Source organism: Micromonospora sp. S4605, from assembly GCF_003176715.1.
Taxonomy (GTDB): Bacteria; Actinomycetota; Actinomycetes; order Mycobacteriales; family Micromonosporaceae; genus Micromonospora; species Micromonospora echinaurantiaca.
Genome location: NZ_QGSW01000317.1, coordinates 1 through 23,490, shown reverse-complemented (window position 1 = coordinate 23,490; position 23,490 = coordinate 1). Strand labels below are relative to the sequence as shown.

19 protein-coding genes and 1 pseudogene are annotated in these 23,490 nt (G+C 67.1%); 7 read left to right on the top strand and 13 right to left on the bottom strand.

Annotated features, from left to right (window positions below; translation table 11 throughout):
* Positions 1-53: 53 nt before the first annotated feature.
* The 3 genes and pseudogenes from DLJ47_RS28235 to DLJ47_RS28225 form a co-directional block, all read right to left on the bottom strand.
* Positions 54-602 carry a RipA family octameric membrane protein gene (locus tag DLJ47_RS28235; protein ID WP_199236033.1) on the bottom strand — a complete coding sequence of 183 codons (549 nt, stop codon included), beginning with the start codon at positions 600-602 and terminating at the stop codon, positions 54-56.
* Complete coding sequence (locus DLJ47_RS28230) at positions 599-820, bottom strand: hypothetical protein (RefSeq protein ID WP_109904441.1); 222 nt, start codon at positions 818-820, stop codon at positions 599-601. Before DLJ47_RS28230 ends, DLJ47_RS28235 begins: the two co-directional genes overlap by 4 nt.
* A gap of 26 nt (positions 821-846) precedes the next feature.
* Positions 847-1,941 (bottom strand): annotated as a pseudogene (locus DLJ47_RS28225) (IS701 family transposase).
* A 603-nt stretch (positions 1,942-2,544) separates the two neighbouring features.
* On the opposite strand from DLJ47_RS28225, the gene DLJ47_RS28220 reads away from it, so the two are divergent.
* From DLJ47_RS28220 to DLJ47_RS28200, 5 genes are all read left to right on the top strand, one after another.
* Entirely contained in the window at positions 2,545-3,750 is a 1,206-nt protein-coding gene (locus tag DLJ47_RS28220; RefSeq protein ID WP_109904439.1) for a hypothetical protein, read from the top strand.
* Between the two features lie 38 nt (positions 3,751-3,788).
* Complete coding sequence (locus tag DLJ47_RS28215) at positions 3,789-5,249, top strand: hypothetical protein (RefSeq protein ID WP_109904437.1); 1,461 nt, start codon at positions 3,789-3,791, stop codon at positions 5,247-5,249.
* Positions 5,246-7,135 carry a DEAD/DEAH box helicase gene (locus tag DLJ47_RS28210; RefSeq protein ID WP_109904435.1) on the top strand — a complete coding sequence of 630 codons (1,890 nt, stop codon included), beginning with the start codon at positions 5,246-5,248 and terminating at the stop codon, positions 7,133-7,135. The genes DLJ47_RS28215 and DLJ47_RS28210 overlap by 4 nt, the downstream gene beginning before the upstream one ends.
* A 6-nt stretch (positions 7,136-7,141) precedes the next feature.
* A complete protein-coding gene (locus DLJ47_RS28205) occupies positions 7,142-8,089 on the top strand; it encodes a DUF3883 domain-containing protein (RefSeq protein WP_109904433.1) in 948 nt (315 codons plus the stop codon).
* 135 nt (positions 8,090-8,224) lie between these two features.
* A complete protein-coding gene (locus DLJ47_RS28200) occupies positions 8,225-10,267 on the top strand; it encodes a hypothetical protein (RefSeq protein ID WP_109904431.1) in 2,043 nt (680 codons plus the stop codon).
* 436 nt (positions 10,268-10,703) lie between these two features.
* On the opposite strand, the gene DLJ47_RS28195 is transcribed toward DLJ47_RS28200, so the two are convergent.
* The 9 genes from DLJ47_RS28195 to DLJ47_RS28155 all read right to left on the bottom strand — a co-directional run bounded on the left by DLJ47_RS28195 (position 10,704) and on the right by DLJ47_RS28155 (position 18,585).
* The gene (locus tag DLJ47_RS28195) at positions 10,704-11,159 is read right to left on the bottom strand and encodes an NUDIX hydrolase (protein WP_109904429.1); all 456 of its coding nucleotides are present in this window, start codon (positions 11,157-11,159) and stop codon (positions 10,704-10,706) included.
* A complete protein-coding gene (locus tag DLJ47_RS28190; protein ID WP_109904427.1) occupies positions 11,156-12,277 on the bottom strand; it encodes a DegT/DnrJ/EryC1/StrS family aminotransferase in 1,122 nt (373 codons plus the stop codon). Before DLJ47_RS28190 ends, DLJ47_RS28195 begins: the two co-directional genes overlap by 4 nt.
* On the bottom strand, positions 12,267-13,295 hold the full coding sequence (locus DLJ47_RS28185) for a zinc-dependent alcohol dehydrogenase (protein WP_109904425.1): 1,029 nt from the start codon (positions 13,293-13,295) through the stop codon (positions 12,267-12,269). Before DLJ47_RS28185 ends, DLJ47_RS28190 begins: the two co-directional genes overlap by 11 nt.
* A 56-nt stretch (positions 13,296-13,351) precedes the next feature.
* Entirely contained in the window at positions 13,352-13,957 is a 606-nt protein-coding gene (locus tag DLJ47_RS28180) for a deoxynucleoside kinase (RefSeq protein ID WP_109904423.1), read from the bottom strand.
* A complete protein-coding gene (locus DLJ47_RS28175) occupies positions 13,957-14,868 on the bottom strand; it encodes an SAM-dependent methyltransferase (protein WP_109904421.1) in 912 nt (303 codons plus the stop codon). Before DLJ47_RS28175 ends, DLJ47_RS28180 begins: the two co-directional genes overlap by 1 nt.
* Positions 14,869-14,970: 102 nt before the next feature.
* Positions 14,971-15,645 (bottom strand): GOLPH3/VPS74 family protein, encoded by a 675-nt coding sequence (locus DLJ47_RS28170; RefSeq protein ID WP_109904419.1) that lies wholly within the window; start codon positions 15,643-15,645, stop codon positions 14,971-14,973.
* A gap of 6 nt (positions 15,646-15,651) precedes the next feature.
* Positions 15,652-16,650 (bottom strand): acetamidase/formamidase family protein, encoded by a 999-nt coding sequence (locus DLJ47_RS28165; RefSeq protein ID WP_109904417.1) that lies wholly within the window; start codon positions 16,648-16,650, stop codon positions 15,652-15,654.
* Positions 16,647-18,080 carry an APC family permease gene (locus tag DLJ47_RS28160; RefSeq protein ID WP_109904415.1) on the bottom strand — a complete coding sequence of 478 codons (1,434 nt, stop codon included), beginning with the start codon at positions 18,078-18,080 and terminating at the stop codon, positions 16,647-16,649. The genes DLJ47_RS28165 and DLJ47_RS28160 overlap by 4 nt, the downstream gene beginning before the upstream one ends.
* Positions 18,081-18,201: 121 nt before the next feature.
* Complete coding sequence (locus DLJ47_RS28155; RefSeq protein ID WP_233258061.1) at positions 18,202-18,585, bottom strand: zinc ribbon domain-containing protein; 384 nt, start codon at positions 18,583-18,585, stop codon at positions 18,202-18,204.
* 257 nt (positions 18,586-18,842) lie between these two features.
* Here DLJ47_RS28155 and DLJ47_RS28150 point away from each other — a divergent pair, with 257 nt between their 5' ends.
* A complete protein-coding gene (locus DLJ47_RS28150) occupies positions 18,843-21,956 on the top strand; it encodes an orotidine 5'-phosphate decarboxylase / HUMPS family protein (RefSeq protein ID WP_233258059.1) in 3,114 nt (1,037 codons plus the stop codon).
* Positions 21,953-22,432 carry a GNAT family N-acetyltransferase gene (locus DLJ47_RS28145; RefSeq protein WP_109904411.1) on the top strand — a complete coding sequence of 160 codons (480 nt, stop codon included), beginning with the start codon at positions 21,953-21,955 and terminating at the stop codon, positions 22,430-22,432. Before DLJ47_RS28150 ends, DLJ47_RS28145 begins: the two co-directional genes overlap by 4 nt.
* Before the next feature lie 260 nt (positions 22,433-22,692).
* Here the strand turns inward: DLJ47_RS28145 and DLJ47_RS28140 are convergent.
* On the bottom strand, positions 22,693-23,490 hold a 798-nt coding region (locus tag DLJ47_RS28140; RefSeq protein WP_146228212.1), incomplete at its 5' end, for a site-specific integrase.

Here is a 23,490-nt window from a genome sequence, read left to right as displayed (position 1 = left end):
CAGTGTGCCGGAGCGATGCTCCGGCAATTGTCGGGAAGCGGACAGGGCCATGGTCAGACGACGGCCGCCGTGATGAAGCCCGCGACATACACCACGGCGAAGGAGGCCGGAATCCACTGTTCTAGGTGCGTCAGCGGCCAGTACCTCGACGGGTCGCGCCCCTCGCCGAGCGCCTTCCACTCGGCGCGCCAATACGGCGAGGCCGGCAACCGCTCCTCCAGCGCCCCGACCACGATGTACTTCGCCGAGTTCAGCTGCCGGTAGGACCGCAGCAGCCAGAACCACGCGGCGCACTGCACGAGCAGCGCGACCGTAGGCACGGCCAGGTAGCGGACGTCGACGACGGCCAGTTCCTTCCCGAGCGTGCCGCCGAGCGTAGCGATCAGCGTATTGAGGGTGAGGAAGAAGGTGTTCGTCAGCGCCCGCCGGGCGCTGACCCGGTCGGCCATCTCCACATACATCTTGTACTGCTCCAAGACGGCACCCTGGTAGTTCGCGGCCGGATCAGCGTAGTGGTCAGTCTTCGCGGCGGAGTTCCACACCGTCGGGCTTACCTCATCCAGGCTCGCCGTCGTCGTCTTGAAGTACCCGAGCAAGTTCACCGCTCCAGTGTGCGGTTACCGCCGAGCCGCACAAGGCACAGGCCCGAGCCCAGAAGCTGCCCGATCCCGGAAGGCTGCGGCGGCCAAGTCCGGCCATCAGCCATGTGTGGTGGCGTCGCATCTCCATCCCTGTCGTCGAGATCGGCCTCGCTGTCGGCTGCCAGCAGCGCGTCGGTCTCCTCGGAGCAAACCGCGATGGGCCGGGCCGGCAGAAACACGTAGCGCGGCGGCAAGGTAGCGTCGGCTACCGGACGGCTAAGCGGCCGGCGGCGCAGATCGCTAGGACGGCGAGCGCGGCCAGGGCGAGGGGGTGAAGCGGTGCCAGGAGTCCCAGCGGCGGACCTGGTGCTGGTCCAGGCCGACCTGGCTTTTGGCGGCCTGGAAGCGTTCCTCGACGGTCCAGCGGATCCCGGCGACTCGGACGAGTTGAGCGAGGGTGGCCGGCTTGGGAGTCCAGCAGCGGTAGAAGGCCAGTTCACCGGTGGTGGTGTTGCGGCCGATCAGCAGGCTGTGCCGGCCGTCGTCGTCGGGGTCGGCGTCGGTGCACACGTCGTCGAGCCAGGCCCAGTCGTAGAAGCGTGGGCCTTGGACCCGGCGCCGGCTGAGCGACGTTGCCATGCTGATGTGGGCAGGTCTGCGGCGGTCCGGTCGGCGCGGACGCGGGTCTTGCCGCCGTCGAGCGGGACCAGGTGGCTGCGGGAGACCGCCAGGATGTAGCCGAGCCTGTGTTCGCGCAGGTGAGCGCGGAACACGGTGCTGTTGCCGTAGGCCTCGTCCGCGGCGGCCCACCCCGCCGGGACACCGGCATCGAGGGCTGCGGCGATCATGTCGGCGGCCAGCTCAGACCGGGTCGCGGAGCCGATCTCGTCGGGCACCCCGCTGCGGCGCAGCGGTCACGGTCGTCGGTCCACGACACCGGCAGATACACGCGTCGATCGATCAAGGTGTGCCCGTGTGCGCTGGCATAGGCCAGGAACACCCCAACCTGGCTATTCTCGATCCGCCCGGCCGTGCCCGTGTACTGCCGCTGCACCCCGACGGTGTGGGTGCCCTTCTTCAGGTCCCTCGTCTCGTCCAGGATCAGGACCGCGTCCGGGTCACCGAACCGGCCGGCGACCAGAGCCGCAGGTCATCAAGGACGGCGTCGGCGTCCCACACCGCCCGGTACAGCAGCCGTTGCATCCCATCCGGCCGGGCGTGCCCCCGGCCTGCTCCGCCAACTGCCAGCACGTCTTGACCTCAAGGTCAGACAGCAGCCCCGTCACGAACCCGGCGCCGCGCGACGCGGCTCGACCCGCCCGAACCGACCCGCAAAGCACCCGAGCACCCCGGCCAACACCCGTTCCCACTCAGCAACGGCTACGCTGTGGCGCGCGACCACCGCCCGAACTGATGTTGTGTCCACAATGCACAGACGATCACGCTGTGGCCGTCTCGCGTCCACCCCGCCTGAGCAGCAAGATCCCAAACGGCGGCTGCCGTATTAGGACATGGTTCGTCGGCGGCGTCGGCGGCGCAGATCGCCAGGGCGGCGAGGGCGGCCATCGCCAGGTGACCGCACCGACGGTGGATGGCCCCAGGTGCCGATACAAGGCGAGTTCGTCTCGGCGGGCCTCCCGCAGGGGCTGGCCGTGGTGAGCATCGTTCAGGGGTGGAGGCCGGGGATGCAGGCCGACGGTAGGGTCATCACGGAAACGAATATCGGTCGCCTGCTTGCCCATTGACCTGGTGGCCAGGCGGTGGATTCCGTTGCGGCCACGCCTCGTGCTGTTCGTCCTGCTGGCCGGGCCGCCCGTCCGACCTTCGGGGTGAGACGTATCCATCGTTGTACGGCACAATCGGCATCCGGGCCGCCTTGCCGGTCGTCGTCCCCGGCGTCGATGATCACCGCGCATGTCGGAGTGGGCCGGGTGTTCGTCTCGTGCGTGCGAAAGGATTTACGTTGGAGCTGCAAGACGCCGAGGCGTACGTCAGGAAAGTCACCCGGAGGTCGTCGACCAAGGATGCGCTGGCGTGGCTCAGCGAGGAGCGCGCGGTGTCCCGGCCGATCGATCTGCCGAACCTGTTGGCTTCGTTGCTGACGATTGAGGATCAGGCGCCGATGGCCGATGTCCGAGGACTGGCTGGCCGGGTGATCCGGCAGGTCTGCCGGGCCGAGGTGGTTTCGGAGCTGGATCCGAGCCAGGAGCTTCTCGCGCTTGATGAGGTGTTGCGTCCGGCGCAGTACAGGGCCGCCCTTGACGCGCTGGCCGCTAGGACCGCAACTCGGACTCTGGCGAGCGTGACTCTGGCCGCCGTCATCGCTGCCCAAGAGGACGACCGCAACGTCGTGACAGTGCTCTGCGCAGCAGCGGGCTTGTCCTACCGGGATCTGCGCGCCAGAGTAAGGGATGCGTCCGTCCCCACTGACCTACGTGGGAGGTGGAAGAACGACCAGTTGAGGGCCGTGTTTGACGTCATCGACGCGGTCATCACCGGCCGAGTGACGGCGAGCAGTCCTGCTGCCCAGCCGGCCCGGCCGGTTGAACATCTGCTGCCTGACATCGATGACGAGCCTGGGCGGCAGCGCGGATGGGCGTTGGTTGAGCAGATGCGGGTTCACGGCGTCCCGTATGAGCTTCTGCTGACCCAGAGAGCGGTTGGCAGTGCATGGGTCGCCCACAGGAGCAGCACGGGCAAGAAGGTGCAAGCTGCGGTAACGACCTCCCTGTGCGAGCTGCTTGACGAGCGGTCGGTGCCGTATCACCGGCTTGCGATGAACGCGGCGTCACGGGAGCTGTTGACGCGCGTGGGAGCCAACCCGGCGGCTGCCGCGGAGGACGGCCGTAACGAGGGCGGGCAACTCGCCGTGTTAGTGCATTCGCCGGCGCTGACGCACGCTGTCGCGGTCTCGGTCGCACGTGACGGCGGAACGGCAAGGAAGAGCGGAGCCAGGCTTGGAACGCTTCCGGCGCGCCTCGGCATCGACTGCAGCGTGGTTTTGGTGGGCCCGGGCTGGGCGGAACGGAACACCACGGCCGAGCTTGTTCGTCCATTCTACGGACGAATCTATACGGAGCGGACAGTCCCTGAGCTGGCGGACGCGCTCAGCGCCATGGTTGCACAGGGTGACGGTGTCATACCGATCAGGCAGAATAGCGACGCATAACCCACCTCGTCGGTTGACGATCCATTGGAGGTCCCCTCATGAACTCGCTGACCCAGCACGCCAGGCGCGAGATCATCGCGGCGGCCAAGGCGGCAGTCACCGACCAGGACGAGCGTAGACCGTTCGAATGGCGCGGCGAGAACATCATTCTCCCGGCGGTTAGGGTCCCAGTAGGTGATGTCTTGCTGAACCACCGTACGCACCGCGTGCGCGCCCAGGTCGAGAGCCTCGGTGCGAGTGGCGCCATCATCGAGACCAACCCGCATAGCGACGAGGCGCAGCGACTACTGGCCGACCTCATTCGGCAGACCAGCGGGTATGACGAGGTCAAGGCCATGATTCGCCACGAGAAGCAGCGCGAGCCAGGGCTTATCACGCACGAGGGCGTGCTAATCAACGCCAACACCAGAGCGGTCGCCCTGCGCGACCTGCATGAGGAGCTTCCGCACGAGAAAGCCTTTGCATTCATCAAGGTACAAGTCCTGCCGGACAACGCCGACAGTACCGAGATCATGCAGCTGGAGTTCAACTTCCAGATGCGGCGAAACTACCAGCAGCCATACTCTTTCACAAACCAGTTGCTCTTCATCAAGGATCTGCTGGACTCCGGGCTAAAACCAGACGAAATCGGCGTGCAGATGAAGCCGCACTACGATCCGACGTCGCCAAAGGATCGACGTGCAGCCGCCGATGAGGTGGAGGCCGAGGACCGGCTTCGGCAGATTATCGAAGAACTGATCGCCGCAAGCAGTGGGGCGCTGCGCTGGCCGGACTTTGATGACGACCGGCAAAACTTAATCGAGATTGACGAGTCCTATCGGAGGATGGTCGCGCGCAAGGGCCCTGATGCTGCGCGCCGTGTCAAGCAGGCGAAACTCGTCGGCCTTCTCGCAGGGATGGACTACCGCCGGGTGCGGCACATCGACGAGTCGTATCTAGATAGCTACGTGCTCCAGGCCTTCGAGGAACAGCCGAACCTGCGGCCTGCCGCGAAGACCCTTACCATCGGACAGCAGGAGGCCCCCCACGCAGACCTGGGTGGACTGTCCATCCTCGACGGCCTCGACGAGAGCCTGTCTGTCGATCAACGCGGTGAGGTCACTCTACAACCGCTGTTCGACGTGCTCGTCCGTCAGGGCAAGGTCGACGCTGACACCGACTGGGACGCAGAGGTCGAGGTGCCGACCGACGAGGGCACCACGACATTGCCCAAAAATACGTTCTTCGACGCAGTCAAGACTGCCATGCAAACGGCGGCCGACAGCAAGGCGCAGGACGATCAGGGTCAGGACGCCCTGGACATCCCACGGCGACAGCTAAACGCTGCCGGCGCCGCGTGTGACCGAGTACGTCGGGCGTACAACGAGCTTGAAGACGACGGCGATCAGCCGGACCCGGCAGCGCTCGAACAGGCGCTCGAAGCCTACCTCCGCTCGCACGACGAGCTGCTGCACTACCTGGCAGAACGCGGGTTCGCCGCCGCGGAGAATCGACTGTGACCGACGGCCCGGCCATCTCGCTCGACTTCGACCCGGCGACGAACGTGGTCCTCGCCCAGAAGGTCGGCGCTGTCCCGGATGTGTTCTGGGGCCAGCTGCGTGTTGAGTGGGGCTACGACGGCGACCCGGCACGCTCCGTCCGGGTGCCGCTTGAACGCTTCCGCGAGAACATTGGCTGGCTGGGTCCGGCCTGCAACCGCTACAACGTCGACATCGCATGGGCGCCCGACGCCGTAGCGATCATCACCACGATCAAGCGTGAACGCAGGCAGCTCGAGCGTGCGCGCCGCCAGGAAAACATGCCGGTGACCGCCGACGAGGTGCAGCGCCGGCTCGACGGCAGCCGCTTCGCCAGGCCGCTCAAGCCGTTCCAACTTCGCGACGCGGCCAAATTGCTCAGTCTGCCGCACGGCGCGAACTTCTCTGTACCTGGCGCCGGCAAGACAACCGTGGCATACGCGGTCTATGAGGCGGAGCATCGCGCCGAGAGGGTCGACCAGCTCTTGGTCGTTGCGCCGCTGTCGGCGTTCGACGCGTGGCAGACCGAGGTCGAGGAGTGCTTTAAGCCGAGCATGGCACCGCTCGTCAAGGTATTCGGGACGCCGGGCAGCCAGGACGCCGAGATTCTGCTGGTCAACTATCACCGCCTGGCGGCGAACCTCAGCGGGCTCAGTAAATGGGTCCGCAAACGGCGGACCTTGGTGCTGCTCGATGAGGCACACCGGATGAAGGCCGGTCGTGTCGGCCAGCATGGCAGCGCGTGTCTCGATCTCGCGTTCTCCGCCTCCCGGCGGGACATCCTGACGGGGACACCCGCCCCGCAGTCGGTGCAGGACTTCGTCGCCCTGTACGAGTTTCTGTGGCCCGGGCAGTCTCGACGGATCATCCCGGCCGAGGCGTTGGCGACGAACCCTCAGCCGGAAGCGCTCCACGCAATCAATCGGGCCATCCAGCCGCTCTTCGTGCGCACCACGAAGAAGGAGCTGGAGCTGCCGCCTCCCTCTCTGCGGCGGGTCGTGGTCCCGTTGAGTGGCCTTCAGCGCGAGATCTACTCAAGTCTCCGCGATCGCTACGCCGGCATGCTGCGCGTGTCGATGAACGACCGCGTCGAGCTGGCACGCATGGGCACGATCGTCATGTACCTGCTAGAGGCGGCGAGCAATCCCCAGCTGCTCGCGGTTGGGTCACGTGACCTGCCCGGCGAGTTCGCCCATCCACCGTTGCCAGTCGAACCCGGAAGCCGTCTGTGGGAGATGATCGTCGGTTACGGCCGCTATGAGACACCCCCCAAGTTCACCCGCCTGCGGGAGATCATCGCTCAGAACGTCGCTGATCCGGCCGGTCCTCGAAAGACGCTGGTGTGGTCGAACTTCGTCTCGAACCTAGAAGGCCTGAAACGGTGGCTGGCCGAGTACCAGCCTGCCATGATCCATGGCGGGGTTCCGTCCGTCACAAGTGCGCCGAATGCGGCGGTCACCCGGGAGTCGGAGCTGCACCGTTTCCGGAAGGACGACGACTGCAAAGTGCTGCTGGCCAATCCAGCGGCGATGAGCGAGGGCGTCAGCCTTCACCACGACTGCCATGACGCGATCTACTTCGACAGGACCTTCAACGCCGGCCATTACCTGCAGAGCATCGACCGCATCCATCGACTCGGCATGGATCCCGGCCAGCGCACGACACTGCTTTTCATGATCACGAATGACACCGTCGATCAGGTCGTCGACACCCGGATCCGGGACAAGGCCACCAACCTTGCCCGCGCCTTGGACGACAAGGAGCTCGTACGGATGTCCCTGCCCGACGACGAAGACTACGGACCACCGATCGAGACCGATGCGGACATGGCCGCGTTGCTTGCCCATATCAACGGCCAGGAACAGTGAGCAACCGTGCTGTCCGAGCCGCTACCGGTCCATCCGAGTCACCGTCATCTCCAGGCCGCGTTCTACGTTGCCCGGCTGCTCAAGCCGGACGGCGAGCCCCGGCACGCCCTCGACCGAAGCTACCGGAGCCTCGCGACGGGCGCGCTACACGATCACCGCAGCCTCGCCGAAGGCGAACGCCTGCTCGCCCGCGCGGGCCTGCTCGCCACTCAGCGACACCTCATCGTCCCGTCCGACGACCTTTTGGCCATGTCCCGGTTGCCGGTGGACACGTTCGTCGAGGCCCTGCTCTTTAGGATTCTGACCGACCAGCGCGAAGTGTGGTTGGCGCAGATGGCGACGACCGACGAGGTCCGCTGGGAGCTTGTGCCGTACGACGTCGCCACGGCGCTTGCCTCGACCTTCGAAGACGAGCGCGAACGCGACGCGGTGCTGCTTGCCGCGGCCCGGAAGGTTGATCTTCAGGTGCTGCAAGAGTTCGGGGACGAGGGCGAGCAGGCGGTACTCGATGCATGCCGGACCCATCTGCGCAGCGCCGGCATGCAGCACATGCTTCCCGACGTGGCCCAGGTCAGCCTGATTGACGACACCTTGGGCTACGACATTGCCAGTCCCGATGCCAGCGGCCAGCGTCACCGGCTCGAGGTCAAAGCCACCTCGGCACCACCAGGCTGGGTCGAATTCTTCATCAGTCGAAACGAGGCCACAGTCGCCGAACGTGACCCGCGTTGGTCGCTGGTGGTCACCCGGCGGGAACAGGATTACACCAACAGCGAACCGGTCATGCAGGTCGCCGGATGGCTCACCCACAGCGACTTCGCCGCAGCGCTCCCCGCAGACCCGCCACTCGGCGGAGGCCAACTCCGAGGCCGTTGGTCGTCATGTCGGATCACGATCAGCGCTCAATGTCTCCGGCCCGGTCTCCCGCTTCGAAAGCCGGACGAACCGGGCTGAACCGAGAGCCAGTTAGGGCGACTCACGATCAGGCGAACAGCGCCGTAACATGATCAGTCGTTCGGCTCTACGACACGCACCCGCACGTACGTGACACGAACGCCCGACGGTTAAGTGAGCGAACATAGGATAACGATGACCGCGATGACGGCCCCAACGACCGACCCGCCACCGTCGGCCCCGTCGTCCCCGCAGGATGAACCACTTCGCAGCCCTCTCGGCGGGCTCGACTACCTCAAGGTCAGTGCGGAAGCGCGAGCCGAGAGCCGCAACCGGGAGATTCACCTTCCCCCGGTTAGCACCTACCGCTGGTGGGCCCGGCGGACCAGCGCCGTCAACGGTGCGGTCATCGATGCGTTCAACGCGATGATGCCCGGTCGGCTGCTTGTGGCTGACATGTTCGCCGGCGGTGGCGTGATCCCGCTCGCAGCCGTCGCGCGGGGCCACCAGGTGTACGCCCAGGACCTCAACCCCTGGCCGGCCGCCGGACTCACCGCAATGCTCGGCCTACCCGCACCCGACAAACTCCGCGAGGCAGCGTCGACGATCGAGCAGTGGATCCACACCGAGGTCGAAGCCGCCTACGGCACGACCCTTACCGACGGCACCAGGGGTGTTGTCTCCCACACGATCCGAGTGGCAACCGGCGAATGCACCGGCTGCGGTAGGCGCGCACGCATGTTCCCCCACGCACTTGTGTCGCTGCGTGTTCGCAAAGAGAGCGGAAACCCTCAAGCGTGGATGGCATGTCGACGTGGTCATCTCTTCCCAGCCATGTCCGACAAACGTCGACGCTGCCCGACCTGCCACGTCCTCGTTGAGCCAGCAGCCACCTACACGCCGATGCGAACGATCACCTGCGAATGCGGCAAAACCGACCGCCTCGCCGATCGGGCAAGAACCTGGCAATGGGAGATCGTCCTCGTCGACCGATCCAGCCGCACCACCCGTGAGGTCGACATCCCGACCGACGCGGAACGCGAGAAGGCCGAATCGGGTGGATGGCAGCCGGTTCACGACCTGGGACCAATTCCGCCCGGCCAAGAAACGAGCGTGCTCACCCGTCACGGGTTCCGACGCTGGCAGGACCTTTACCCGGACCGGCAGCGCCACATGCTCGAGCGGATGCTAGACCTCGCGAGCCGCTGTTCAAAAGACCCTTCAGTCGTGCGCGCGGCGGAACTGGCCGTCGTCGGCAGCGCCGAGATGGCCGGATATTTGTCTCGATGGGACCGGTTCTACCTCAAGAGCTTCGAATCAATGGCGGGCCATCGATTCAATCTCACAACCCTCGCCGTCGAGCCCAACGTCTGGGGCGGTGTCGGCCGCGGGCGCGGAACCGTCTTGCGACGCCTCAACCAACTCGTCAAGTCCGCGGCTTGGCTACAGGGAAAGACCGGACGTGAGCTGCTCGTCCAAGGACCGCTCACCACCAACGCACCGGCCACTGCCATCAACGAGTGGGACGTACGGGTTGTCGAAGGTAGCAGCGAGCACATGGTCCTGCCGTCAAACTCGGTGCATCTAGTCCTGACCGATCCGCCGTATCACGACGACGTGCAGTACGCGGAACTGTCCGGCCCCTTGCGTGCATGGGCTCGCCTGGCGAACGAGAAGCTCACCAACGAGGCACTCACCGGTGAAGCCGTGGTCAACAGCGCCACCGGCCAACTCACCGACGACGGCGCCTACGAGGCGCTGCTGGGCCGCATCTTCAAGGAGGCTCGTCGGACGCTCCGTCCGGACGGACACCTCATCTTCAGTTACGCCAACCGAAGCCCACGCGCCTGGGCCGCCGTCTTCGGCGCATTGCAAGCCGCCGGCCTGCGCGCCGTGGGCTGCGAGATAGTGCACAGCGAGAACGAGACCGACCACGCCAAGCGGGGCGTGCGAGCCTGCACCCTCGACCTCATGCTCGACCTCGTCCCTACCGGCCACTCTGCCGTCGAGCAACACCGGCCGCATCCCGCTCCGGACATCCCTCTCACTGACGAGCGACGGTTCCTCAGTGTCGTCGCCGACATGTTCCTACAAGTTGGCGACCTCAAGGACGGGTGGCGCCTCCAGGTCCACAAGACGCTCTCCGAGCACCCCTTCATCGCGGCACCGGCTGACCGAACTGCAAAGACAACTCCGAAGGCAGCCGAGAAAGACAGAACATCAGCGAGGCGTGCTTGAACTATGCGGGGGTGAAGCTCGGTACCGGTATGAAGCCATGCGGCAGCACCAAGTTGAGCGCGAACGGCGATCGAAGCAAAACGTGCCCGGCAGCGACGCGAAGCCGAAGAGCAGCGGCGGCAGGAGCAGCACGATCGGCCGAGGAACGACGCTCCGGCAGTGCTGCCACACTAGCCAACGCCCGCACCTAACTAACCGACGTCCGTCTGCAGTCGTGTCCGTGATGCAACACCCTCGCCGAGATGACGACGTCGAGCTTGTTGCCCAGCTATAGAGCAGGCGACGGAGTTAGAACGCCGTGGCCCAGGGATACGTCCTGACGGCGGTGCCCAAGGGCAGGAGCTCAGTGCCGCAGCTCCGCTGATGAGCACGAGCTGGCTAGAAAGGCCGGGCATAACCCGCCAACGTCCTCGCTTGGTTCTCGCCGCCGCAGTTCTCAAGCCAGTTGACGAATCAGCCTGGCGGCTTCGGTGATGAGAGCGGGGAGTTCGGCAGGGGTGCGGAGAGCCGCCACGTTCTCGACGGGTACCCACTTGGCGCCGCCGATTTCTTCGACTTGGACGATGAGGTTGCCGCCGGTGGCTTGGCAGACGTAGACGAAGTCGATGTGTCGGTGTGGTCCGACCTTGCGGTCTTCGATGTCCATCTCGATGATGGCGAACGGGTTCGGAATGCTGCGTACGGCGGGGTGCCGGAACGGCGGTGGGCCGAGGACGTCAGCGATAATCCCGGTTTCCTCGTGGACTTCGCGGAGTGCCGCCTCGGCGGGGTCTTCGTTGGGGTCGATGTGCCCGCCGGGGTACAGCCACAGGTCAATCTTGTTGTGGTGCACGAGCAGGACGCGGTTTTCGTTGTTGAAGACTATGGCTGAGCTGGTGAAATGGCGGATCATGCTCGGGTTTCTCCCTGGGCGATCTGGGCCACGCGGTCGGCCATCCACGCTACGGTCGCGTCCGTCATCCCTGGGTGAACTGGGAGCTGGACGGTGGTTGTGGCGAGGTGTTCGGCGTTGGGGCACTGGTTGGCGTAGGGCTGGAAGATGGGCTGGTGGTACAGCGGTCGGTAGCGCCACCGGATCGAGTCGGGCGGGAGTCCGGCGGCTTCGAACGCGGCGGCGACCTGCGGGGTGCGGTCCTTGATGGTGAGGACGAGGTTGTAGTAGTTCGGCTTGTCCTCGACGCCGTACGGCAGTTCTCGCAGCAGGCCGCCTGGTGGTAGCGCGGCGAGGATGCGTTGAGCGTTGCGGCGGCGTCGGTCGAGTTGGCCGTCGAGCAGTTTGAGACGGCGGAGGCCGATGGCGGCCAGGGGGCCGGCGAGTTTGTAGTTGACGCCGTGGGTGGTGCCGCGCAGGTGGCCGAGGTGGGTGTACCAGGCGATGCGTTCGCCAAGTTCGTCGTCGTTGGTGAGGACGAAGCCGCCCTCGCCGGTGGATAAGAGTTTGCGGTCGTGGGTGGAGAAGCAGCCGACTGCGCCGTGGGTGCCGGCGAACTGGTTGCCGATTCGGGTGCCGTGGGCTTGGCACGCGTCCTCGATGACCGGCACTCCGGCGTGGGCGAGGAGGTCTGTGCTGGCTCGTTCGTCGTTGGGGTAGCCCCAGAGTGGGAGCGTGATGGCGGCGCGGGTGCGTCCGGTGAGCTTGCGCTGGATGTCGGCGGGGTCGAGGGCGAGGGATTCGGGCAGGGTGTCGACGGGGACGGGTGTGGCTCCGCAGGTGAGTATCGGCATGGCGGTCGGCAGGGGTGCGGTGGCCGGGACGACGACCTCGGTGCCGGGTCGAACGCCGAGGGCGATGAGCGCGGCGTGCAGTGCGGAGGTTCCTGAGTTGACGGCGATGGCGCGGCGGGCACAGAAGCGTTTGGCGAGCGCGTGTTCGTAGAGGGCGAGGACGGGGGCGCCGCCGGAGAGGCGGCCGTCGTCGAGCGTGGCCCGGATTTCGTCCAGTTCGCCACAGGGTGCAGGGGTGTACCGGTCGTCGACGGGGTTGAGGATGTCGTGGCTGCTACTTGTCATAGGTGAGCACCACCTTGATGGTCTCCTCGGGGCGCTGGGCGATCAGGTGGTACGCCTTGGCCGCCTCGCTGAAGGGGAAGCGGTGGGTCACCAGGCTGTCGACATGAACGTGCCCGCTGATGACCAGGTCTCGGGCGGTGGCGCTGAGTCGGGGCAGGTCCCAGGCGGGGTGGGCGCGCTGTGGGCAGCCGTTGACGGTCATGGAGGAGATCAGGGTGATGCGGTTGCGGTGGTATTCCTCGCCGAGTCGTAGGCCGTCCTGGTCGCCGTGGTAGGAGGCGACGGTCGCGACCCGGCCGCCTACTCGGACGCAGCGGATCGCCTCGTGCAGGCCACGGTAGGAGCCGGAGGCTTCGATGGCGACGTCCGCGCCCTGGGGGCCGCAGAGCTTGCGGACCTGCACGGCGATGTCGTCGTCGGTGGCGGCGTGCACGGGTGTGATGCCGAGGGAGTCGGCTGTGTCCAGGCGCAGCGGGTAACGGTCCACTCCGATGACCTTGGCGGCTCCGGCGAGCCGCGCGAGCTGGCCGGCGAGAAGGCCGACGGTGCCGAGCCCGACCACGACGACGGTGTCGCCGAGGCGCACCTCAGCGTCGTGAACGCCGCCGAGGGCGACCCGCGCCAGGATGAAGAAGATGGCGCGTTCGGCGTCGACACCGGCCGGCAACCGGCTTGCGAGGGCAGCGTCCGCGGGAACGATGTGCGCGGTGCCGTGCGGGCGATCGAGGGTGACGAGTTCCCCGATGCTGACCTTGCCGACAGCGGCCTCGCCGGCGGCGGTGACCCGCGCGATGGTCTCGTAGCCTGGCGCTACCGGGAAGTCCCGGCCGGCGCCGTTGAGGAAGATGCGTCGCTGCGGGTCCCAGGACCGGTGTAGCGCGGCGGCGTCTCCGGCCATCCAGGCCATTTCGGTGCCGTGGCTGATGCCGGAGACGACCGATTCGGCGTAGACGTCGTCGGGGCCGAGTGCGGGCAGGTGCTCGTTGACGATCTCCACCTGGCCTGGACCGGTGATCATGACCCTGCTGCAGGGTGGTGCGTGGGCAGTGCGGGGTTGTGCGACGTCGGTTTTGGTCATGGCCTCTCCAGGGCTGGTAGGTGGGCAAGGAGTGCGTTGACGTCTTCGTCGTTGAAGGTGTCGAATTCGGTGGTGTCGAGTCGGATGATTCGGCTGGCGTAGTCACCGAGCGGTGTGTCGAAGGCTCGGGTGAGGTGTTCGAGGTAGGCGGTGGACAGCGCGGATTCCATAGGTCTGCCGCGTTGCGCGATCCGGCATGCCAGGACCGGCGCCGGTGCGGTCAGGGCGATGAGGAGATCGGGTCGTGCGGCGGCGTCGCTCCAGGTGGCGCAGGTCCTTCTGACTCGACTGGCGTCCTCGGGCGGCAGGGTGGTGTGGGCGAAGATGACCTGTTGCGCCAGGGACCAGTCCGCCACGACGGGTGTGCCGTGGGTGAGCAGGTCGTGGATCTCGCGAAGTTGACCGACGCGGAGCGCCAGGAAGGTCAACTCGGCCTGGAGAGCCAGGGCGACGGGGCGGGTCTTCCCAGAGGCGTAGAGCTTCGGGAGAAAGGAGTTTTCGACGAACGGGTCGCGCATCAGGCGCGCTCCGAGACGCTCGGCGAGTCGCTGTGCGAGGGTGGTTTTGCCGGCACCCGTTGGCCCGGCGAGTCCGATGAACATCAGCGCCTGCCCGATGGCCGGGATGCTTGTTGTCCGGCCGGTTCTGGCCCTGGCTGTTTCGTCATTGCAGCTGCTCGTTTCATGCCAACCCCGGCGAGGAAGTTGGCGAGGAAGGGGCTCGCCGGCAGGCCGTCCGCCGCGAGGTGGTCCTCGGGGTCGGGGCGCCAGTGAGATACCGGGACGAGTGCGGCGCCGTGCGGACGCGGCGCTGCGCCGGGTTGGGGCGCGACCATGGCGAAGTCACCGAACAGTGCCTGGACCTCGGCGAGGTCGCGGAGTTGAAGTGGGGTGGGGGTGCGCTGATACAGCCGTTGGACCTCCTCGGTCTGGCTGGTGGGCGTGACGGAGGTCGCGTGGGAGATGACGAGGATGCTGCCGGGACTCATTGCGGCACGGAAGGGTTCCACGATGGCGTTGACGTCGCCGGGGATGAAGTGCAGGACCGAGACGAACAGGACGGCCACCGGGTGGGCCAGGTCGATCAGCCGCTGGGTGGTGGGGTTCTCAAGGATGAAGTCCGGGAAGCAGATGTCGGCCTGGATGACGTCGACCCGCGGATCGCCGCCCAGCATGGCTCTGGCGTGTGCCACGGCTATCGGCTCGACGTCGACGTACAGCACCCGTGCGTCGGCGTTGACAGAATGGGCGATGTCGTGGACGTTGCCGATAGTCGGTATACCTGAGCCGAGGTCGATGAACTGGCGTATGCCCTGCTGCAGCGCGTACTGCACGGCGCGGCGCAGGAACACTCGGTTGGCGCGGGCAGCGTCAGCGACGTGGGGTGCGACGGCGAGGACGGCATCGGCGGCTTGACGGTCGGCGGCGAAGTTGTGGCTGCCGCCGAGGAAGTAGTCGTACATTCGCGCGGCGTTCGGGCGGCTCAGATCAAGCTCGGCGGGCGCCCAGCTCATCGCCTCAGTTCGCATGGTCGTTCCCCAGGTGCTGGCTCGGGCGTCCGTGATCGCCCTCGGTGCTGGTGGCTGCCCGATGCTTATTGGCGGTGTCGTGGCTGCTCATCGGTATACCGATACGGCGGTCTCGCCGATGAGGTCTTCGACGGCGCAGATAATCTGTTCGGTGGCGGGTGTGTGTTGTCCGGCGCGGGTGAGCATCTGGCGGAGCCGGTCGCGTAGGTCGGTGTCGAAGCCGTCGAGGTACAGCTCGGATTCGAGGCGTAGGGCCCGTAGTAGACCGGCGAGAGCATCGGTTTGCGGGTCGGGGTCGTCGTAGCCGAGGACGCCGTAACGCAGCCGCCCACGGACGCGGTGGATGACCGCCGGGTCTGTCTGCGGGTAGGCGATGGACCGGCCGAGCATGCGGCGTCTGGTGACTTGTTCGACAAGGCCGCCGGCGATGAGGCCAGCGGTGACCTTGTCGTAGGCGTGCTCGCCGAGCAGCCGCACCGCCTCACGAACGGACAGCGCACGGTGGTGGCGGGCCAGGAACGTCAGCGCCCAGTCGGCGACCGGATCGCCGGTGGGTTGCCGGTGCACGGCGATGGCAGCGTCGCGGACGACGCGGACCCGTTCGATCGGCGCGACCAGGTTGGTGAGAATAGCCCCGGCCAGCGCGAGCGACAGGGACGGCAGGTGGGCCAGCGGAGCGCCGCTGTCGTTGTGGGCCAGCACGAACAGCTCGACGCGCAGCGGGAGGCGGACCGGCGGGGTTTCGAAGGCGGCGTGGCTCATGGCGGGTCACCGGGTCGGCTCGGCGACGCGGCGCAGCCGCTGGTGCACCCCGCCGTAAGGGCTCGTGCCCGTCAGTACGGCCTTTGTTAGGGCGGCGTGCATGGTGTAGAGCGGATCGCAGACGTTGCCGGGTGCGGCGCGGCCGGCCTGTGAGACGAGCTGGTAGGCGTCGAGCAGCTCCAGCCCGGTCAGTTGTGCCGTCCAGGTGACCAAGTCGTGCTGGCTGATCCGGTACGCGTCCTCTAGGGGGCGGGCAGCGCCGATCGAGATGATGCGGTGGTCGGTCTCGATGCGCGGCCATGGTGTGGTCACGCCTTTGATCAGGTCGACGACGATGGTGACGTTCATGGCGGTCTCCACCGCGACGCCGCACACCTCGCCCTGGCCTTGGCGGGCGTGGCCGTCGCCGATGGCGAACAGCCCACCGGGGACGTTGACGCCGAGGAAGACGGTGGCTCCTGGGCGGATCTCCGGGGTGTCAAGGTTGCCGCCATGCGCGTCGGGCACGATCGTGGAGCGTGCTTCCCCACCGGCCGGAGCGACTCCCACGGTGCCGAGCATCGCCTCCAGGGGCATGACGATCGTGTGGTCGGAGCGGCGGGCGTGGTAGGTGACAGTGTCGGCGGCGGTGTCGATGGTGTAGCGCCACACCCTTTCCTCGATCGGCGGGTGCAGCATCGCCGTGGTGTGGGTACCGGTCAGTGCCCCGAAGTGCGGGAAGGTGGCGGACATCCCCCAGTCGCGGGCGGGTGTGATGGCCGCGAAGTGCAGCGCGAGGGTGTCGCCGGGTTCCGCGCCGGCCACGTGGAAGGGGCCGGTGACGGGGTTGAACGCCTGGCAAACCTTCGAGGGCAGGTCATCGACGGTGCGGACGGCGCCGCCGAAGCAGTCCTCGATGCTGGTGAGCAGTAGGCTGCCGGGCTTGATCTCGGCGACCGCCGGGTGGGTACCAAAGGTGTAGCGCAGCTCGTCCTCGGTCGGCTGGTAGGTGACCGTGCTGGTCATACCGACCCCCGTCCGTTCGAGAGGCCGGACAGCTTGGGACGGCGGCCGGCGGCGTACAGACCGGCCAGGGTCAGCAGGCCGAGGGTGAGCCAGACGAAGCCGAGGCGTTGGGGGGCCACGTTGGCGTTGACCACGACGTAGGCAAGGATCGTGAACCCGAGGCCCGGAAGGATCAGGTGCGCGAAGTAGTTGCGGCTACGGCGGCGGACCAGGTAGTGCCAGACGACGGCGAGGTGCAGTACGAGGAATGCGGTCATCGCGCCGAAGTTGATCAGGCTGGACAGCAGCGCGATGCCGTCGGTGTGCCAGTTCATGTAGAGGCCGATGGTCAGCGACACCACGGCGGTGAGGGTGATGGCGTGGGTGGGCACGCTGTGGCGTACCGACACCGTGGCCAGGAACTTCGGCAGTTGCCGGTCGCGGGCCATGGCGTACAGCAGCCGCGAGGTGGCGACCTGCGCGACGAGAGAGTTCGCCACTCCCCAGGCGACGGCGGTGGCGACTGCGCACAGGGTGGCGAGCCAGGGTCCACCGGCTAGCCGCGCGGCCTCATAGAACGCCGTCCCGTCTGGGTCACCGTTCGCGAGCAGGCCGCCCGGGTCGGGCACCAGCAGCGCGGCCATCCAGGTCTGGGCGATGAACAGCAGTCCGGCGACTCCCAGCGCGGCGGCCATGGCCCGACCGATCTGTCCCGCGCCGCCCTTGTTCTCCTCGGCCAGCATCGAGATGCCGTCGAAGCCGAGGAAGCTGAGCACGGCGATCGACACCGCGCCGAACACCAGCGCCCAGGTGAAGGTGTCAGGGTTGTAGAGCGGCGTCCAGGAGAAGCCCTGTCCCTTGCCCTGCGCGAGAGCACGACCGGCTGCGGCAAGGAAGATCACCAGGACGATGACCTCGCCGATGAGCATCACGCGGGTGATCAGGGCGGTCATCCGGATTCCCCGGTAGTTGACCAGCGTGTTGAGCAGCACGAAGCCGACGAGCCACACCCAGACCGGAACAGCCGGCACGGTGGAGTGCATCGCTACCGCCGCGATCAGGTACAGCAGGCTCGGCACCAGCACGTAGTCCAGCAGGATGGCCCAGCCCGCGAGGAAACCGACCGGTGCGCCGATCCCTCGCCCCGCGTAGTTGTAGACGCTGCCGGCCAGCGGGAACGCCTTGACCATCTGGGCGTACGAGGCGGCGGTGAACACCAGCGCCACCATGCCGATGACGTACGCCAGCGCGACCATCCCGCCGGCACCTGCGTAGACGGATCCGAAGATGCCCATCGGCGCGATCGGCACCATGAACACCAACCCGTAGAAGAGCAGGTCGGCGAAGCCGAGTGAGCGGCGCAGCTCCGGCCGGTACCCGAACCGCGACGAGTCCGGCGGCACCCGCGCCACGCCGATCTCCGGTGGAGGCGCTGTCTGCCTCGTGTACATGTTGTTTCGTTCCTTCCTGTCGGTCATCGATGCCGGCGTACTCCCGGCCGCGATGGAGCTGGCCCAACGGCGGCAGCGGCTCGGCAGGCACCCGCATAGCCAGGAGCTGCTGGATGGGCTGCTAGAGGCGCCAAACGATGGACAGGTCCTGAGCGCAGCCCCCGACCCGCACGGCGACGAACAGGCGGCGGAAAATGCCGCCGAGTTCCTCCGGCGCCGCATCCGCCACCAATCCCGGCGCTGGCGTCGCCACCGCCTCCAGGACGAGCTTCTCGATGTCCTCGGCATCCACAGCGGTCAACCGGCAACCACAGGGCCCGCGGTAGGCACGCTGACCCAGCATCCGGACGGGCTGCAGCGATGTGCCGCAGCCGCGGCAGCGCAGCAGCCCTTCAAGGGTGAAGGCCCCCGACACAGGCGGTTCGGGCTGCGCCGGCCGTTCACCAACGCGGCCGGATGCGACACCGCGAACGCTGTCGCGCACGACGTCGCTTCGCACGTCCATGGCCACGGGGCACCTCCACCATCACCCGCTGCTCGCAAACGCGAGGGCTGGCCACAGCGGTAGAGGTGTGGCGAACTCCGAATCGCCCAATCCATCGCCGTGGTTGTCTGTGCGACCAGCCTGCGGGTCCGGACCGCCCCCTGACGACGCGTGGACGTTCTAGTGTTGTCCTAGTTTCAGCTCGTCTGCGCCCGTCGTCGTCTACTACGCTGCCGACTGCGACAATGACGCTGAGTGCACGGCCTGGGGGATATCCCGTGGAGACGGTACGGCGGTGGACCGGCCGCGAGGCAAAAGCACTACGCCTGGCTCTGCGTATGAGCGTGCGCGGATTCGCCGAGCACCTGGGCGTCAATCCGGCGGCTGTCTCCAACTGGGAGAAGCGGGGTACCGCGACCCGCATGCGCTATGAGACCCAGCAGATGCTCGATGTCGATCTGGCACGGTCGCCAATCGAGGTCAAGCAGCGGTTCGCCCAGGCCCTCAAGGCGTCAGTGGCCGCAGGTCCGAACGGCATGCCTGCACCTGCCGGCGGCAGCGCCGCGCCCGCAAACCCAGATCTCGGCGCCCGTTCCAGGGAACGGACCGACGCCATCCTCGCGGCGCTCAGTAGCCAGCAGCCCGACGATCTCGTGTACGCGCCTCCGGCCGACGTCCAGCGGCTGGTTGCGGACTTCCTCGTCTCGACCGCCCGCGTCTACCTGGTCACCGGCCCTCCGGGCTGCGGCAAGACCAGCTTCACCCGCCATCTGGCGTCGCAGGCTCCCGGAGTGGATGTTCAACTGCTGACCGCGGACTCGTGGACCGAGGACGTCGACCTGGCGCGGGAGATCCTCCGCTACGGCTCTCTGCCGGCGGGCGCGGATCCGCTGCTGACCCTCGAGGGTGAGAGCCAGAGCCTGTCCCGGCCGCTGCTCGTCGTCATCGACAGTCCGCAGTCCCGCGCCGTGGTGGACAAGGTCTGCCGGCAGCTCGACGGCACGCTGCGGCAGGTGCTCTCGGGCAACCTGAGGTTCCTCCTCGTTCTGCGCACACCGCCGGATGTCGAACTCGCGCCCTACCCCGTCCTGTCGGCAGCGGTCATGCCCGGTCAGGATCACGATGTCGGCCCGTCGCTGCGGCTGGACCGCTGGGACGCCGGCACGGCCCGGGACGTGTGGAACGCGCAGCGGCACGAGAGTGAGCCCCCGTTCGACGCCCTGCCCGCCAAGATTCGCAACTTGGCCCGCCTGCCGCTGTACATGAGCCTCATCCGGGCTGCCAAGTCGACTGAGCCGCTTGGGCAAGCCAACGCCTACCGGCTCGTGGAATTCTGCGTCGCCTCGATCTTAAAGGCCGCGGGCCTGGACGCCGAACGCGCGACGGCGGAGCTGACGGCACTCGCGCGAAGGCAACTCGCTGCGGCATGGCCGCACCACCTACTTCCTGCGATCCAAGCCGACCCGGCGGGAAATGCCGGTGACCTCACCGCGTCCTCCGTCGCAAGACTCGTGCGGTCCGACCCGTTCGGGAGCTTGACGTTCCATCACGACGTCATTCGTGAGTATCTCTTCGCGCGGTGGCTCGCCCAGCTCATCGAGGCCCACGGACGCTCGACCGTCACCATCGAGCTGCTCAACGACCTGGCCGCTCGCACAAGCACGTCAGCCGACCTGCGAGGCGTCCTGGAATTCCTCTTGCAGGGCTTGGATGCGACAACACCAGAGCTGCTGGCCGCCGTCGCCCAGTCACCATCGGTCAGCATCGCCGAAACGCTGCCATTGATGCTCGACCTCACCGGCGAAAGCCCCGCCTTCGCCACGGCCGAGGTCCTGCGCGTGTGCGCCTCCCGGTGCCTGAACGACAACGGCCTGCCCCTCGCCAGAGCCCTCTTACACACCAACGCAGCCGCCACGGCGCTGGACGTGGAGTACCCCCGATGGATGCTGCGGGTGCTACGCCGCTTCGGCCCGGCCGTCTGGTCCGACATCGTGGCGTGCGTTGAGACGCAGCTGCCCATCTCGGCCGTCCACGACTTCGTTCGTCTCGCGCAACTCGACACCGTAGAAGACGCCGTGTTCCTCGCCAGACACTTCTACGTCTTCCTCGCCACCGACGACGGCAGTTCCCAAGAGTTGAAGGCACTGCTGGCCCACCCCGACTGGCGAACCCGCGCCGCCCTCGCCGAGGGCATCCGAGCGGGCCACGCGATCCCACACGACACCATGATCTCGATCATGGAGTCGTTGGTCACGGACCGCGACTACAAGGTCCGCGCCGCCGTCGCCGAAGCCGTCGGCCGCTCGACCGCACCCGGCGTGGAACACCTCCTCGACACTCTCCTCGACGACCGGAACTGGCACGTCCGCGAGCGTCTCCTCCAAGGGCTTGCCGCCCGAGCTGGAGACGACTCGGCCGCCGAACTGGTCGTCAGGGGCCAGGCAGCATGGCGAAACGGTCCCCGAAACATCCGAGTTGCCGCGCAGCGGCTCCTACTCAAGTCCGGCAGACAACCGATCCAAGACGACGACTCATCTCGCAGTGCCCTGTTCGGCCTGCTTCGAGAAATCCGCACCGGTGCCCTGCGGCTGCCCACTAACGTCCAATCCGCCTTGCTCAGCCAGGGTGTCGCCTCGGCCGACTGGCTCGTTTGCACTGAAGCGAACCTGCTCGACCGGCACGGCACAGCCACGAGCACAGCGGCAGGCATCAGCAAGGAAGCCTTCCGCCGTCTCCGAGACGGACGCGCACTCCAAGTCGCGCTCGATGTCCGCGACGTCGACTACGCCATCGCCGTCGCGCAGGCCGCCGCCACCGCTGGCGTGCAGTTCATCGAGATCGGCGACCCGCTCATCAAAAGCGTCGGCATCCGAGCCATCAGCGCCATCAAGCAGCGAACCCCTGGTGCGTGGATCGTCGCCGAGATGATGTCCGCAGACTGGGGACGCGACCAGGTGGTCCTCGCGGCCGAGGCCGGAGCCGACGTCGTGCTGCTCATCGGACCCGCGAGCATCGCCAGCGTGTCCGCAGCCGTCGAAGCGAGCAAACGGCTCGCCGTCCCCATCATCATCGACGTACCCGAGGGCCGGCTGATCCAAGGCTGGGTCCAGGACATGGAACGCGCGGGCGTCGACGGCTTCGCCATCACCACGAACATTGACCTGGGCGTAGCCGGCTTCCACCCCCTCGACCAGGCGCAACTGATCAGGTCGTGGACCAAGCTGCCAGTCGCGGTCTCCGGTGGCTTCGAACCCACCGACATCGAAGCCAGCCGACGACGCTCATGGGACATCCTCGTTGTCGGTCGCGGAGTCACCGACTCCCTAGACCCCGCGGCCGCCGCGCGGGACCTCGCCGCATCGATCGAGCTCACCGAAGGAAACCGCTCATGATCATCACCCCGCTCACAGTCGACCGGATCCCCGACCTCGAGAAACTGCTGGCACTGGGAGAGCCATACATCAGATTGCGGGGCTCATCGGACTACTGGCTGTACGCCACGCTGTTCGCCAACACCTGCCCACTCGCCATCATCGACGGGCAGGTCGCCGGCAGCGTGATCGCCTTCCGAAGCCAGGTCGACCCATCACAGATCTACCTGCAAGACGTGATGACGCACCCCAGCCACCGCCGTCAAGGGGTCACGCGGGCGCTCGTGGAAGAGGTTCATCGCCAAGGCGCCCTCTGGGGATGCCGGCGCCTGTTCCTCACCTCGGAACCCGACAACCACGCCGCGCACGGTGCGTGGCTCGCCTTGGGCTTCAGCAACATTCCCGGCGACACCATGGAGGCGGGCGTATCCGTGGTTTACGACTTCAAGGGGCCGGGGAAGCACCGCGCCGTGTATGAACGACAGATTGATGCCTAGCGTCAAGCGGCCTGCACAGGACGTCACCGCCGCACCGCACGGCGAACCGGGCGACGGGCAGACAGTACCCGGCGGCGGAGAAACCGTCGTGTGGCAGCCTGCCCGTACGAGACGACGCCCGAGTACGGCCACCGGCACGGCCGGAATCCGGGTCTACCGGCACCCTACGTTCCGCAGAACGCGGCGGTGCGTAGCGTCCGGGAGTGAGGGAAGGGCCGCCCGGAGGGGTAGTACGTGGCGCTGCCCGCTGCCGCTTTTCCTCATCCCGCGAGGCGGGGACCGCGTCGCTTTTGTTTGATTTTTTCCGCGACCGCGTCGGCGGCGTTGCGGTGCAGTTCCTTGGTCACGCTTTGGTAGGTGTCGCGGGTAAGAGTGGTCGTGGTGTGGCCGAGTTGCTCGGATACGACCTTGATGTCGACGCCGGCGTCCAGGGCGATTGTGGCGGCGCTGTGGCGCAGGTCGTGTAGCCGGATCGGGGGCAGCCCGGCCTTGCGGATCAGCTTGCGAAAGCGCTGCGTGACCGCGTTGGGGTGCCACGGCTGACCGTCGGGGCGAACGAAGAACAAGCCGCTGTCGGGCCATGCGTCGCCAGCAGCGAGTTGCCAGGCGGCGCGGCGGGCCTTGTAGGCGGTTAGGACCTTCGTCGTGTCGGCGTCGAGGGCGACGTCGCGGTTTCCGGCCCTGCTTTTGGGTGGTTTCTGGACGGCGGTGTAGCCGTGGGTGGCGATTTGGTTGTTGATAGTGGTTTCGCGGCGGTGTAGGCGGACCTCGCTGTCGCGCAAGCCGCAGGCCTCGCCGCGACGGGGCCCGCGGTAGGCCATGTAGTGCCACATCGGGTGCAGGTCGGGGGCGTGTTCGGCGGCATAGTCGAGGAACTGCACGACCTGGGCGTCGGTCCACACCATCACCGGTCCGGGGACCTCCCCGGTGAACTTCCACCGTTGCACGCGTTCGTCCTCCCACACGATCGGTAGGGGCCGGTCGGCGGGGACCTTGACCAGGGCGGCGGGGTTGGCGCCGACGATGAGTTCGTCGGCGAGGGCGTCGTTGATCGCCTT